This is a genomic window from Clostridium sp. CMCC3677 (assembly GCF_023845585.1).
Taxonomy (GTDB): domain Bacteria; phylum Bacillota; class Clostridia; order Clostridiales; family Clostridiaceae; genus Clostridium; species Clostridium aquiflavi.
Genome location: NZ_JAMQHS010000018.1, coordinates 26,543 through 39,036 on the forward strand (window position 1 = coordinate 26,543; position 12,494 = coordinate 39,036).

Below are 12,494 nucleotides of genomic sequence, written 5' to 3' on the forward strand. Positions count from 1 at the left end.
TCCATTCTAGCGACCACCCTTGTGGTAATAAAATTTGGTCACCATCGCCTTCAAGTAATGCTCCAGTTTTAGTGTATTGTTTCTCAACCCTACCAATATTTATTGTTGTACCTTTAGGTACCTCTATAACTGCTTGATATTGTCTTGAATTTTTCCATTCTGGAACTAATGCAGTATTAATTTTTGCATTAATTCTATTTCCTGCTGGTGTAATAGTTACAAATTAATATTCTCCACTTGCACATCAAAACTAAACTCATTCAATAGTTCTAATATTCGTTCCTTCAATTTCCCAGAATTAGATACTGGAGCATCTAAATAAAAAATTGCTTTTCCTACTTTATTTTTTTACAACATTTCGCCAATCAACATAATTGCTATTTGCGTTTTATCTATCAGGCGATAGGTACCTCTAAGTCCTGCTAAATCTCTAATAGTTCCATCCATGCATTTTAATAATACTGACTCAGATAAAGCCACTTCTAAGGTGATTATAGTATTAAATCCGTCAATATTTACAATACTACCTTCTAAGTTACTTTTAACTTCTTTATATCTTCTATTTTTAATATTCTTTGCTGAAGAAATAGCTCTTACCAAAGCTAGCCTTTGCCTTTCAGATAGTAGATAATGATTGCCTACAAATACAGATGCACCTTTTATGCTATAACCTTGATTTAAAAGATAATATAAATCGTGTCCAGCTTTATACAGTTTTTGAACTGATTCACTGCTAAATTCTTTTTCATCATTAGGCAAATAGCCTCTTTTAACAATTTTGCTTATAACTTACCATCCTATTATTCTAATCATTATGACATTTGAATTAATCCTTAATCATCTACTGCTGCATATAGTGATCCGTCTTTTTTAGGTTTCATAGCTGCCGGAAAATTTTACTATTTAATAGTCTTGAAAATCTCCCAACTTTCTTTTTCTTCAAATGATGGTTCATATATTATTTGAAATACACTTTCAATAGGTCTATCTTCGGGTAGATACTTTTTTTTCAACGCTTCTGATACTCGACTTTCCAATTCATACATAACATATCTTTTATCTAATTCCATAATTATCACCTCTATTAATTATTCAAGAAATGTACCATAAGTTATCCAGATTGGAATTTAGTTATTAATCAGCTTAAAATTATATTTAGTGATATTTTAGATAAAACATCTTAAGAAAAAGAACTTTAAGTTAGGATATTCCTAAAATTAAAGTTCCTTAAAAATTATTTCTAAGAAGAAAATTAGAATACACAAAAATAATATAATATTTAATACTTAATAAAGTCACTAATTTTTTATATTTACTCTATACCATATACCTCTTCTATTAGTAAAAGTTTTTCTTGCACTATTTCTTTTTCATCCTCATGCTTTTCAATATAAAACTCACATGTAAAATATAAATATAAATACAACTCATCATAATCTATAATATCATAGCAGTCATCACCTACATAAAATAAGACTTTATTTTCTCCAAAGTACTCATCATCATCTTTATTATAGTCTTCTGAATAAATTACCCCTAAGATTTGATTTCTTTCAGTTTCTTTACTTTTAAATTTTTCTAAATGTTTTAAAAATCCACTTCTATTTACATATGAATTTAAGACATCAAGAACTGTACCTTTATCTAAATAATTCTTCTTCATTCTCTCATTAAACTCTTTGTATTTATACATAACTATTCCCCCTATTAGTATAAAATATTAAATTTATTTATATCTTCTAAATCATCTTAGATTTCGCTTTTTCTTTTCTTGATTTTTTGAAATATGCTATCCTAATTGTACATCAAATATGCAAAAGTACTTAACTGTTATCTAAAAATTCTCAACTATTAGCTTAATATTGTGTCCATTACAATACTGGCCAAGCATTTTCTACTACACCAGTATATGAATCTTGATATGCTTCAAATTTCAATACTTTTCCTTCATAATCTACTTGCCCTTGAATTATTGTTTTATGTTGGTTTTCTAATGGAACCACCCTATTATTTAATAAACCTTCGTCTACAGCCTTTTTACTTAAATCAATTATTTCTTCATTAGAAATTCCTGCTGGATCATATACTGTTTTTTGTATGGTTTTTTCCCTCTGGTGGTATTTTCTTATATTCATCATTTCCTTTTTTACCTGTATAATCCATTTTCTCATATTCCACTCTATGTCAAAAATTCCATCTATATCTGTGTAGTTCTTTCTATCAATATATATTTATTAGACTCATCATTATTTGCTTACAGATGACTTGCCTTTCATCATATCTTCATCAATTTCAAAATTATGATTTACTGAATTTACTATTTTAATTCTAAGTTTGGAATATTGATTAATTGACTGAAATTCTATAAATTTAGAATTAATTTCAAAATATATAAACCTTAAATCAGGATAAAACTCTGCTATACCATCTTCAATATCAATAAATCCTGTTAAATATATATCATCAATATCATTATCTACTACTTTTTTAAATTTTCTATAATTTTTATTTCTCCTATTCTTTTATGCTCTGATATTATTTTTATAATAAGTATAACTTATTAAAGTTCTCCCATTAAAAAAATCCAACAGACAATTTAATATCCATTGGACTTTTATTCTTAACATAATAATTATCAAAAGAAATTATTATGTTATAATCTATAAATTCTTTAGTTTTAACATTAAAATCATGAACAAATTTGATTTTCATTTTATTTATCCCCACCTTATACTTTTACTTTTCACATTTTATTTTCTTTATTTTTTCTAATTCTTCTATTGTAGGTTCCTTTTTTTCATCTTCTAACTGTCCTTGATCATTCCATTCTTTAAAGGCTTTTAATACACTAACTTCACATTCTGCCCAATAAGTCATTATGCCTTCCTCGTTCCATTCAATAATTTCACCATCAACTAACCCTTTTTTCATATCATAATATTTCTTTAGTTTTCCATTAAAATAAAATTCTATAGTTTGGATATCTTCTATACCATCAACGTAGAATGAATACGACTCAACTTCCCCGTTATCAAATAATGTATAACCTATTCCATTGTATGGTATTTCAGTATCCATTTCTACATTAAGGCCTGTCAAAAGGTCATATCCTATTTCGGTATATAACTCCTTACCTTTACTTAAAATTTCTTTCTTTGATAATATATTCAATAATTTCACCTCTACTTATCAAATTTTAAATTTGGATACTTTTTACTGTACAGCTCTGCTCCAATACCACTGTCTAATAATGTTAACATTTCTAATCCTATTTTAGTAGCCTCAAACGTTTCTTTATGCGGTGATTCATTTTTTAAATGTTCATGCAATAAATCTAAAGGTTTTCCTTTTTGTTCTTTTAGCTTACGTTATCTTTTAATCCTAGTTATTTTGGTTTTTAAAAGTATTTCAGTACAATAAAAAAAGATTAATGCTCCAATTACTGAAACATTAACCTTTTTAACTTCTTTCACTGCATTATTTAGATTATGCATTATCAAATCCTCTTACTCTTATTGATTTAACTATACTCTGCTGTTATTGCTTTTTATGCAGTTAATCTATTCTTTATTATGTATTTATTTATTTTTTCATCTAATGATTCCTTTTTTATTGGCTGAAAATTTATATTGTTATACTCATCTTTTTCTGCTTCAAATAATATGCCATTATCACCTTCATATGATTTAGTATGAATGAAAAATTTTTCTTTTATTTCTTTTGGTATTCCATTTGGAAATGCAATACATTTACCTTTCGGCAAATTATGTTTACAGAAAAAATATTGAGATATATCTTTATTTTTTACGCCTTTATCTAAAGCCCATCTTTCTATTACTGATGCTGGTTTATCACTCATTGTTTACTTACCTCCATTATTATATATTTATATACATCTTCTTCCCACGCTTTTGTAATTCTGTATTTCAATCCTCTCTCTAAAAGTATTTCAGCTTCATCTATAGAACTAATAGAACTTATACTTTCACCATTAGTATTAGATACTTTTACATATTCAAATATTCCATCTTCATCATTTAGTATTGCAAAATTATCTGCTACTGATGGTTTTAAGCTTGTTGAAACATATCATTTATCTCTAAATATATATTCTTGATTTTTAATTATTTTATCCCAATTTTCTATTATATCTTCTTTTGTAAATCCTCTATATAGCTCAATTTCACTATTTATCTTTCCTTTTTGCTATTGAACTATCAAGATTCTTAATTGTTTTTATTAAATCATCATCAACCTCACTATTTCTTAATCCTGCATTTAATCTCTCATAAATATCATTTAACTCTAGTAATTATCTATAGTATTTAGTATCTCTTTACTACAAGATCCACTCATATATATTTCCATTAATAAATTTTCAACTTCTGGTTCTTTATACAACTTTATATTGTCAACTATTACCTCTAATAAGTACTTATTAACATCCATTACTTTATTGTACATGTTATTTGAAAATTTGATAATATCTTGTTTTGAAGCTTCTTTAAAAAACGCTTTTAATTGCATCTCAATATTTTCATTATTAAATCCTAATTCATTAATATTAATCATAATATCTTCTATTGATAATTCATCTGAAATAACATCTACCATTACTTTTTCTAACTGAACTATAGCAATTCTTGAATCCTCATTTTCAAGATAAAATCGATAAAAAAATTCTTTATCTAAGCCATTATACGTATAATGTATAGTATCTGCATCTATATCTTTACTGTAATTTTCCAACAAAACACTCTCAGTAGAAAAGTTATCAATTGTTTTCCATAACAAACTTCTACAATCATCATAAATTCTAAATTTCATTATTCCAGTTTGAATATTCTCTTCGCATTCAACAACAGGATATAACTGATTAACACTTATTCCTTCTTTTTCTATGTTTCTTTTAGATTTTAAAATCATTTTCTCACTCCTATCGGAATCAAATTCTCGTCCAAATCTACAATCCAAAAACCATCCTTATCTGTTACGGTACTCTTTAATCTCTTTATTATATTGTGGTAAATCTCCTTTATCAATTACTTAAATATGTTAACTATAAAAAAATAATGAACCATCCTACTTAATTTCAGCTGATTCATTTAATTTCCTGAATACATTATTACAATTATACAGTAAGTTCATTTAACCCATATATTGATTTTTAAATTATCTAGAAATACCTTCTATTTATACAGTTAAATACTCATTAAATTGTTTCTAAATTAATACATACTGTCATTATATCTTACCATGAATAATCTAGATACAAATCTGGTACTGACATTGACGGAATACCAATATTTGATAATTCCTTTGCGAATTTATCAATGAAACTATTAGTACATCTTGATGGCTTTTCTAAAAATTTAATTGAATATCCACTTCTCGTTCTAACAAAGCTAGAAATATTTAGTTCAGTTAATATTTCTGCTAGATATTCTCCTCTGTTAGTAAAAACAAATAGTTTATTAGTCTCATTATTGTATTCTACTTTATCAGGCTTCAAATTATTATATAAATTATTTATTTTACCTTTAAATTCTTCTAACTTAAACTTATCAACTTGAATATTATTATTTGTAATCATAGTATCAAGTTCTATTGTTTTAATATTTCGTTGTAACTCACTAGTTGTACTCATATACTCCTCTAACTTGTATTTTACAAACTTAGTTATTATAGATATTTCATTTAGTATAATTTCCATAGCATCATCATCTACATCTGTATTTTTACAAATATTCTCAGCTAATAAATCAATAGTTATGTTCTTATCATTTTCTTGTATGAATATTCTAATCCCCAAATTATACATATTGTAATTTACTTTTAAATTTATGCACTTGTAATTTGCTGGATTTAAAAAATTACACTCACTAATACATTTAATATATTGAGTCTGTATGTTGTTGATTTCATTTACTAATATAATATTATCAAAATCTATTTTTTTCATTTTCATCTCTGCTTTCTCTTAAATTTATTTTAATGTATCAACATGAACTGGATATGCAGTAATAATATCTGAAATATTACATTTTTCAGCATTCCTATATAAATACATTTCAATTGTTATTCCATTATCAGCCACCCCAATATAATGCCACCCATTTGCAGTTCCGACATTCTTTACAACACCTTTAAATATATGGTCAACTGTATCATTCATACGGTATTTTAGTTGGAAGTGATTTATTAGCCTCAGTTGCTCCCTTAGTATTCTTTAATCTATTTAATTCACCTATTTTATTTACTGTATTTTTAGTCTTATTAGCAATTTTATCACCAAATTTTAATATATTCTGTGCTTTACCTGAAAATTTAGCTAGTGATATTCCGGATTTAGCAATGTTTATTAGCCCATGTCCTGCTATTACAGTATCAATCAAAATTAAGCCTACACTAGTAGCTTTGCTTACATTATCAAATACATCTTTGTTAGGTGCTTTTTCTCTTAATTTATCATAGTCTTCAGCATCTCTTCTATCATCTTCTGCATACATATCCCTTAATTTTCTGTTAGATTTAGAATCAACTGCACATTGATCATAGTTTAATCCTAAAACCTTTTCTCCAAACTCTAAACTAGTATCTCTTGTGAATGTACTGAATTTTGATATTCCCCCACCTAGTGCATAAAAAGTACTTGTTAACGTGGCCTTACTTTCACGTCCCATATTTTCTAATCCATCTATTACAGAATTATGCCCTTTATAACTACTTTTATCATATGCTTTAAATGCACTTACTCCTCCAGCACACGGTGCTGATTTGCCTACTTCCCCTAGAATGTATTCACCATCTAATGATTTAAATTTTACCATTGTGCCTTCTTTATATTTCTTAGTTGCATCAAAAGTTGCTATATCCATTCTTTTTTCTAGCTCTGATCCTGATATTGGAATTCCCTTATAAGTTTTAGGCATTTTAATAACTCATAAAGGTACTAGTGTCGATTTACAATAACATTATTTATCAGACACTTATATCTTCAGAACTGCTAAAAAAAATGAAATGAATCAGCCTACTTAAATTTCAGCTGATTCATTTCATTTTTCACTGCATTGTTACAATTATTCATATAGATTATTCCATTTTAACATAAATATACTAATTTAGGTATATTATGAATTGTATTAGGATATATTTATTATTTTTAGCTAGTATCATCTAAATTTTGTAGTTACTATATACCAAATACCAATTTTTTTATTAATCTAGTTTCTTATTATTTTTTATGAACAATTTTCTATTATCCATTTCTTTGCCTGCTCTTCTTCCAACAAAATTGGTTCTTCAAGTGTACCAATATTAATACTTTCAAAGTGAGCTTCTTCTATACCTTTAATATTTGTTAATGTCACTCCGTTTAATATCGTTTCTTCAAATGTCGCCACGCTTATATCTACATTATCTAGTCTTGCATTACTAAAATCCGTTAAGTAAAAATAAGCATTTATTAAATTGCAATCTACTAAATCAGTATTTCTAAATATTGCTTCCAAGCAATCACTTTTACTAAATCTAACTCTTTTTAAATTTGCATTAGAAAAATTAGTATATGATAAATCTGATTTATAAAAATCACAAGCATCCAAATTAGTATTTTTATAAGTTGACGAACATAAAAGCGATGCATGAAAATCCATGCTTTTCAAGTTAAGATTATCAAAAGTGCATTCTACTATGTTCGCTTGTTCTAACAATTTGTCAGAAAAATCAAAATTACTAAAGTCTACCTCCTCCAAACATAACTTTTTGCCTTCTTTACCACTTGTTTCAACCCATTTTTTATGCAATTCAAATTTACTAATAATATTATCTTCCATCTGCTTCCTCCTTAAGGATACCATATTATTCTATCTGCTATTCCTGCTTCATCAATTGCTTTTTTCAATTGTTCAATATGTTCAGGCACCAATTTTCGTGCATCAATAATCACATTATTCCCATTCTTAAACTCTTTTTGTATCTTCTTCATACCGTTTTTTATTGTAAATGCACCTCTTTTGGGATTTGTTATTGGTATTCCATTATCCCCACTTGGATATGATTCAAAGCTTTTTACATCCCATTTAAAACCAGTTATTGTATCAATAAATTCTGCACCCTTATCTATTTGAGTATCACGAACAATGTTTCCTAAATCTCCTCTTTCTTCTAATGCAAGACCTACTTCTCTTTCTTTTAATCCTTGTTCTTCTATTTTAAATTCATGAGAAGGGTCTCTTGCTAAATCCTCTAACTCTGTTTGAGTTCTTCCACCTGTATAAGTTTTACCTGCCGCCTTAGTTTCATTCCCTTGAGCTTTATTTTCTTTCCCCTTATTATTTGAACTACTTTCTTTCTCATAATTTTTCTTATTGGTAGCATTATTATTTTTATCTGTTTCTTTACTACTTCCGTTATTTGAACCTTTTGAAAAATTATAAGCTCCAAGCCCTAATTCTGCTCCACCAATTCCAATTCTTACTGCTGAACCTATATTAACTATTTCAACGGAGCTAGATATTGCTAATGTACCTTTTGTACCATTTAATATTGGTAATGAACCACTACCCATGTTAGATATATTTCCAGGTGATTTACATATGTTACCTGCACCTTTTACTGCCATGAATAAATTTATATCTATGCTATATGCATCATATGCCTGCTTGAGTCTTTACTAGTATCCCTTTATATACTTTTTTTGAATCAAATACTTCAATATCACTTCTATTTTTTAATGCTACTCCTGATTTGGGTACACCATTATACATATTAGATTGCATAACAACATTTAGCATTACATTACTTCCAAGAATACTTAGCGATAATAATTCATTTTTGTATTCAAGTTCTGCTAATGCCTCAGCTACTCAATTTTGTGGATCATCATCTGTAAATTTCTCAAATGATTCTCTACAGCTTCCATTTTCATATACTGCATTACTTTGATTATAGCATTCTCCTTCAAGTGAAATATAGCTTGATTTACTTTTTTGAACTAATACTTTATTGCTTCCACTTATGGATACACTTCCTCCACTTAAGCTTATTCCACCTGATACTCCTAAGTTTAAATTTCTTGAGCTACTTATATTAATTCTATCATTTATTTTACTGACTCCTAAAGGTACTAGTATCGATTTACAATAACATTATTTATCAGACACTTATATCTTCAGAACTGCTAAAAAAATAATGAACCAACCTACTTAAATTTCAGCTGATTCATTTTTCACTACATTATTAATATTATTCAGTCATTTATCTATAGTATTTATTAATCCCTCTTGTATAGTGAGTTTATACATTATGTTTTGTTATCATTCTCATATAAAACAGCCTGTAACTTGTCATAAATAATCATTAAAACTTAATCCAATGATTATTTTATTTGTTGTATTTTAAAAATAATTTTTATTTTTATATTTTGAGTAAGCAACTGATTCGTCTCCACACTCTTCAAATATTTTATTATTAATACTTTTATTTAAGTTATATAATTCTTATATTTTATTTTGCAGTTAATTTATATATCTACTACTCATCATCCTTACTATTCAAGTATCTATCTATTATTTCTTTATGATTTTCATTAGTAGGTTCAATACCTAGAATTTCATACTCCCATATTATTTGTCTTTCTCCTGATAAAAATGGAGATTTTAATATATCATCATAATTAAATTTAATATTAAATTTTCCAGTATTATTTAATCTAAACGTAAAATTAGTCCATACATCCTCATTATTTTCTTTATACTCTTTATATAATTCTTCAACAATATCAGTTAATTCCATCAATAAATTCTCATATATATTCTCATCAATACTATATATAGTAGGGATATCATGTCCATATATAATATTATTACTTGTCAATGAATTAAAATAAAAATATACTTCACTTGAATCCTCGAGTACTTCTCCGTATAAATAAATCTCATTCCACTTGTCTGGTATCATTTCTATTACCATATTAGCAATTTTCCCATATATTTCACCCATTTTCTTTGTTTCCATTTTGTTAACCTCCAGATTTATTTAAAATTTTTATTATTTTAGTTCTTTCTCCTTCTATAGTATACTTTATTTTAAAGCTTACTGGGCGTAAATTATTAGGTTCATAAATACTCTGTATTTTTACTTGTACATCTTTTCCTTGCTTTAATGCATTAGCCCACTCCGTCTCCATATTGTACCATTTCCCACCTGCTCTATTAATTTGAGAATTCATAGGTACTAGATTATCTATCTTTCCTGAGCCTAAAAATTGTGAACCAATTAAATGACCACCGTCATCATCTAGCTTACATAAATAGCTTATAATTAGATAGTCCTCTTATTACAATTTTATGATGCACTCTCAACTTTAGAAGGAAATTCTCCTGTTTCTTTATAAACTTTTTTTATCTTTGATGCAACTTTAAACAATCCTCTATCAGAAAGGCTTCCTTCCTCACTCTTTAGTATACTTAATTCCATAGTTCCCTTGTCAAACTTAATTTTACCTGTAGGTTCTTCATAATCACTACCTGCCTTATATATTACACTTTCTTTATCTTCTAATTCTTTTCTTCCATAAACATTTATAGCCATATTATTCTCTCCTTACCTTAATGATTCTACATAACGATTCCAATCAAAAATTTCAGTAGTTATATCATGTGCCTGCCTCTGAGTGGATTTATTGATTCTATAATATGTTGATTCATATAACTCATGCTTAAGTAATAATATATCATTATCATGAAATTCTCCTTTGCATAGTCTTTCCCACGCCATTGCCATTTCATAATCTGGGTCTAACCTTCCCATGCCAGAATCTTTCAATACTTCATCTAAAAATACATGTTCCTTAATTTGATTTATATCTTTAATATCCCATCCAGTATTATTTGCTATTTTTTCAACATCATCACTTATTCCTCTGAATGAATCATACATTTCTTCAGCTATTTCATCTAGTTTATCATAATTCCTAGTTGTAACCTCTGTAGGTTTATATACACCTTCTTTATAATTATATTTATAAATGTCGTCAGAATATTTCTTAACTACATCATCAAGAGCTTTACCTGCCCCCTTAGTTTCATTCCCCTGAACTTTATTTTCTATATTTTTACCTTTATTATTTGAACTACTTTCTTTCTCATAATTTTTCTTATTGGTAGCATTATTATTTTTATCTGTTTCTTTACTACTTCCGTTATTTGAACCTTTTGAAAAATTATAAGCTCCAAGTCCTAATTCTGCTCCACCAATTCCAGTTCTTACTACTACACCTATATCAGCTATTTTAACAGAGCTAGATATTGCCAATGTACCTTTTGTACCATTTAATATTGGTAATGAACCACTGCCCATGTTAGATATATTCCCAGGTGATTTACATATGTTACCTATACCTTTTACTGCCATGAATAAATTTATATCTATGCTATATGCATCATATGCCTGCTTATACTGAGACTTATTTTTATAATATTCATTTGCTTTTTTTCCTTCTTCTGTATATTCAGCACTTGCACTCATAGCATTAAGTCTTTTGTCCTGATCAAAACTAAGTATTCCATCCAATGAAGCACCTAAAGCTAAAGTATCATAGTATCCTTTTGTTGCTACTCCCATAAATGCATTACCAAATGATTGTAAATGCTTCTTGAATGTTCCTGTATGCTTACTAGCAAGATTAACATCTACAGGTATAAAAACACTCCCATTGCATGTAGGATATGCATGTCCTAAAATAAATTCATCATCACCTGCTTGAGTCTTTACTAGTGTCCCCTTATATACTTTTTTTGAATCAAATACTTCAATATCACTTCTATTTTTTAATGCTACTCCTGATTTAGGTATACCATTATACATATTAGATTGCATAACAACATTTAGCATTACATTACTTCCAAGAATACTTAGCGATAATAATTCATTTTTATATTCAAGTTCTGCTAATGCTTCTTGAACTCCAGCTGTTGGTTCATCATCTGTAAATTTCTCATATGTTTCTCTACAGCTCCCATTTTCGTATACTGCATTACTTTGATTATAGCATTCTCCTTCAAGTGAAATATAGCTTGATTTGTTTTTTTGAACTAATACTTTATTACTTCCACTTATGGATACACTTCCTCCACTTAAGCTTATTCCACCTGATGCTCCTAAGCTTAAATTTCCTGAGCTACTTATATTAATTCCATAATTTATTTTACTGACTCCTAAAGGTACTAGTGTTAATTTCCTCAGAGTTTCTTTATCAATCGCAGATATTTATTTAATTGCTAAAAAAATAATGAACCAACCTACTTAATTTTCAGCTGATTCATTTTTCACTATATTATTAATATTATTCAGTCATTTATCTATAGTATTTATTAATACCTCTTGTATAGTAAGTTATACATTATGTTGTGTTATCATTCTCATATAAGGTAGCCTGTAACTTTTCATAAATAATCATTAAAACTTAATCCAATGATTATTCTATTTGTTGT

Annotated in this window: 19 protein-coding genes and 2 pseudogenes; all 21 read right to left on the reverse strand. The window is 27.4% G+C overall.

The window, feature by feature from the left end:
* Positions 1-216: 216 nt before the first annotated feature.
* Positions 217-759: pseudogene (locus NG901_RS15935) on the reverse strand (DUF434 domain-containing protein).
* 140 nt (positions 760-899) lie between these two features.
* The gene (locus NG901_RS15940) at positions 900-1,070 is read right to left on the reverse strand and encodes a hypothetical protein (RefSeq protein WP_252216798.1); all 171 of its coding nucleotides are present in this window, start codon (positions 1,068-1,070) and stop codon (positions 900-902) included.
* A 242-nt stretch (positions 1,071-1,312) separates the two neighbouring features.
* The gene (gene cdiI, locus NG901_RS15945; RefSeq protein ID WP_252216801.1) at positions 1,313-1,693 is read right to left on the reverse strand and encodes a ribonuclease toxin immunity protein CdiI; all 381 of its coding nucleotides are present in this window, start codon (positions 1,691-1,693) and stop codon (positions 1,313-1,315) included.
* A 178-nt stretch (positions 1,694-1,871) separates the two neighbouring features.
* On the reverse strand, positions 1,872-2,171 hold the full coding sequence (locus NG901_RS15950; protein WP_252216804.1) for a CdiA family toxin C-terminal domain-containing protein: 300 nt from the start codon (positions 2,169-2,171) through the stop codon (positions 1,872-1,874).
* 403 nt (positions 2,172-2,574) lie between these two features.
* Positions 2,575-2,712: a hypothetical protein gene (locus NG901_RS15955; RefSeq protein ID WP_252216806.1), complete on the reverse strand. Its 138-nt coding sequence runs from the start codon at positions 2,710-2,712 to the stop codon at positions 2,575-2,577.
* A 24-nt stretch (positions 2,713-2,736) separates the two neighbouring features.
* A complete protein-coding gene (locus tag NG901_RS15960) occupies positions 2,737-3,171 on the reverse strand; it encodes a toxin-antitoxin system YwqK family antitoxin (RefSeq protein WP_252216808.1) in 435 nt (144 codons plus the stop codon).
* Between the two features lie 11 nt (positions 3,172-3,182).
* The gene (locus tag NG901_RS15965) at positions 3,183-3,329 is read right to left on the reverse strand and encodes a hypothetical protein (RefSeq protein WP_252216811.1); all 147 of its coding nucleotides are present in this window, start codon (positions 3,327-3,329) and stop codon (positions 3,183-3,185) included.
* Between the two features lie 39 nt (positions 3,330-3,368).
* A complete protein-coding gene (locus NG901_RS17210; protein WP_286674018.1) occupies positions 3,369-3,494 on the reverse strand; it encodes a hypothetical protein in 126 nt (41 codons plus the stop codon).
* Positions 3,495-3,547: 53 nt separating this feature from the next.
* The gene (locus NG901_RS15970; protein ID WP_252216814.1) at positions 3,548-3,859 is read right to left on the reverse strand and encodes a hypothetical protein; all 312 of its coding nucleotides are present in this window, start codon (positions 3,857-3,859) and stop codon (positions 3,548-3,550) included.
* Positions 3,856-4,077 (reverse strand): annotated as a pseudogene (locus tag NG901_RS17260) (hypothetical protein); the annotation flags it as partial. The gene NG901_RS15970 and the pseudogene NG901_RS17260, both read right to left, overlap by 4 nt.
* Before the next feature lie 228 nt (positions 4,078-4,305).
* Positions 4,306-4,974, reverse strand: coding sequence for a hypothetical protein (locus NG901_RS15975; RefSeq protein ID WP_252216817.1), 669 nt, complete (start codon positions 4,972-4,974; stop codon positions 4,306-4,308).
* A 277-nt stretch (positions 4,975-5,251) separates the two neighbouring features.
* Entirely contained in the window at positions 5,252-5,968 is a 717-nt protein-coding gene (locus NG901_RS15980; RefSeq protein WP_252216832.1) for a hypothetical protein, read from the reverse strand.
* An 18-nt stretch (positions 5,969-5,986) separates the two neighbouring features.
* Complete coding sequence (locus tag NG901_RS15985; RefSeq protein WP_252216834.1) at positions 5,987-6,175, reverse strand: hypothetical protein; 189 nt, start codon at positions 6,173-6,175, stop codon at positions 5,987-5,989.
* Entirely contained in the window at positions 6,168-6,932 is a 765-nt protein-coding gene (locus NG901_RS15990; RefSeq protein WP_252216837.1) for a hypothetical protein, read from the reverse strand. The genes NG901_RS15985 and NG901_RS15990 overlap by 8 nt, the downstream gene beginning before the upstream one ends.
* 309 nt (positions 6,933-7,241) lie before the next feature.
* Positions 7,242-7,835, reverse strand: a complete 594-nt coding sequence (locus NG901_RS15995; protein WP_252216839.1) for a pentapeptide repeat-containing protein — start codon at positions 7,833-7,835, stop codon at positions 7,242-7,244.
* An 11-nt stretch (positions 7,836-7,846) separates the two neighbouring features.
* Entirely contained in the window at positions 7,847-8,623 is a 777-nt protein-coding gene (locus NG901_RS16000; protein ID WP_252216842.1) for a hypothetical protein, read from the reverse strand.
* Between the two features lie 28 nt (positions 8,624-8,651).
* Positions 8,652-8,795 carry a hypothetical protein gene (locus NG901_RS16005; RefSeq protein WP_252216845.1) on the reverse strand — a complete coding sequence of 48 codons (144 nt, stop codon included), beginning with the start codon at positions 8,793-8,795 and terminating at the stop codon, positions 8,652-8,654.
* A 739-nt stretch (positions 8,796-9,534) separates the two neighbouring features.
* Complete coding sequence (locus NG901_RS16010; protein ID WP_252216847.1) at positions 9,535-10,017, reverse strand: antitoxin YezG family protein; 483 nt, start codon at positions 10,015-10,017, stop codon at positions 9,535-9,537.
* Between the two features lie 4 nt (positions 10,018-10,021).
* Positions 10,022-10,324: a DNA/RNA non-specific endonuclease gene (locus tag NG901_RS16015; RefSeq protein WP_353847565.1), complete on the reverse strand. Its 303-nt coding sequence runs from the start codon at positions 10,322-10,324 to the stop codon at positions 10,022-10,024.
* A 23-nt stretch (positions 10,325-10,347) separates the two neighbouring features.
* Positions 10,348-10,593, reverse strand: coding sequence for a hypothetical protein (locus NG901_RS16020; protein ID WP_252216850.1), 246 nt, complete (start codon positions 10,591-10,593; stop codon positions 10,348-10,350).
* A gap of 12 nt (positions 10,594-10,605) precedes the next feature.
* Positions 10,606-11,895, reverse strand: coding sequence for a hypothetical protein (locus NG901_RS16025; protein WP_252216853.1), 1,290 nt, complete (start codon positions 11,893-11,895; stop codon positions 10,606-10,608).
* Positions 11,896-12,494 lie beyond the last annotated feature (599 nt).

What these genes read in the sequence shown, in the direction of transcription:
- NG901_RS15940 (WP_252216798.1), bottom strand. Translation starts at nt 1,070, where the DNA reads ATGGAATTAGATAAAAGATATGTTATGTATGAATTGGAAAGTCGAGTA.
- cdiI (WP_252216801.1), bottom strand. Translation starts at nt 1,693, where the DNA reads ATGTATAAATACAAAGAGTTTAATGAGAGAATGAAGAAGAATTATTTA.
- NG901_RS15950 (WP_252216804.1), bottom strand. Translation starts at nt 2,171, where the DNA reads ATGAGAAAATGGATTATACAGGTAAAAAAGGAAATGATGAATATAAGA.
- NG901_RS15955 (WP_252216806.1), bottom strand. Translation starts at nt 2,712, where the DNA reads ATGAAAATCAAATTTGTTCATGATTTTAATGTTAAAACTAAAGAATTT.
- NG901_RS17210 (WP_286674018.1), bottom strand. Translation starts at nt 3,494, where the DNA reads ATGCATAATCTAAATAATGCAGTGAAAGAAGTTAAAAAGGTTAATGTT.
- NG901_RS15970 (WP_252216814.1), bottom strand. Translation starts at nt 3,859, where the DNA reads ATGAGTGATAAACCAGCATCAGTAATAGAAAGATGGGCTTTAGATAAA.
- NG901_RS15980 (WP_252216832.1), bottom strand. Translation starts at nt 5,968, where the DNA reads ATGAAAATGAAAAAAATAGATTTTGATAATATTATATTAGTAAATGAA.
- NG901_RS15985 (WP_252216834.1), bottom strand. Translation starts at nt 6,175, where the DNA reads ATGAATGATACAGTTGACCATATATTTAAAGGTGTTGTAAAGAATGTC.
- NG901_RS15990 (WP_252216837.1), bottom strand. Translation starts at nt 6,932, where the DNA reads ATGCCTAAAACTTATAAGGGAATTCCAATATCAGGATCAGAGCTAGAA.
- NG901_RS15995 (WP_252216839.1), bottom strand. Translation starts at nt 7,835, where the DNA reads ATGGAAGATAATATTATTAGTAAATTTGAATTGCATAAAAAATGGGTT.
- NG901_RS16000 (WP_252216842.1), bottom strand. Translation starts at nt 8,623, where the DNA reads ATGGCAGTAAAAGGTGCAGGTAACATATGTAAATCACCTGGAAATATA.
- NG901_RS16005 (WP_252216845.1), bottom strand. Translation starts at nt 8,795, where the DNA reads ATGCTAAATGTTGTTATGCAATCTAATATGTATAATGGTGTACCCAAA.
- NG901_RS16010 (WP_252216847.1), bottom strand. Translation starts at nt 10,017, where the DNA reads ATGGAAACAAAGAAAATGGGTGAAATATATGGGAAAATTGCTAATATG.
- NG901_RS16020 (WP_252216850.1), bottom strand. Translation starts at nt 10,593, where the DNA reads ATGGCTATAAATGTTTATGGAAGAAAAGAATTAGAAGATAAAGAAAGT.
- NG901_RS16025 (WP_252216853.1), bottom strand. Translation starts at nt 11,895, where the DNA reads ATGCTAAATGTTGTTATGCAATCTAATATGTATAATGGTATACCTAAA.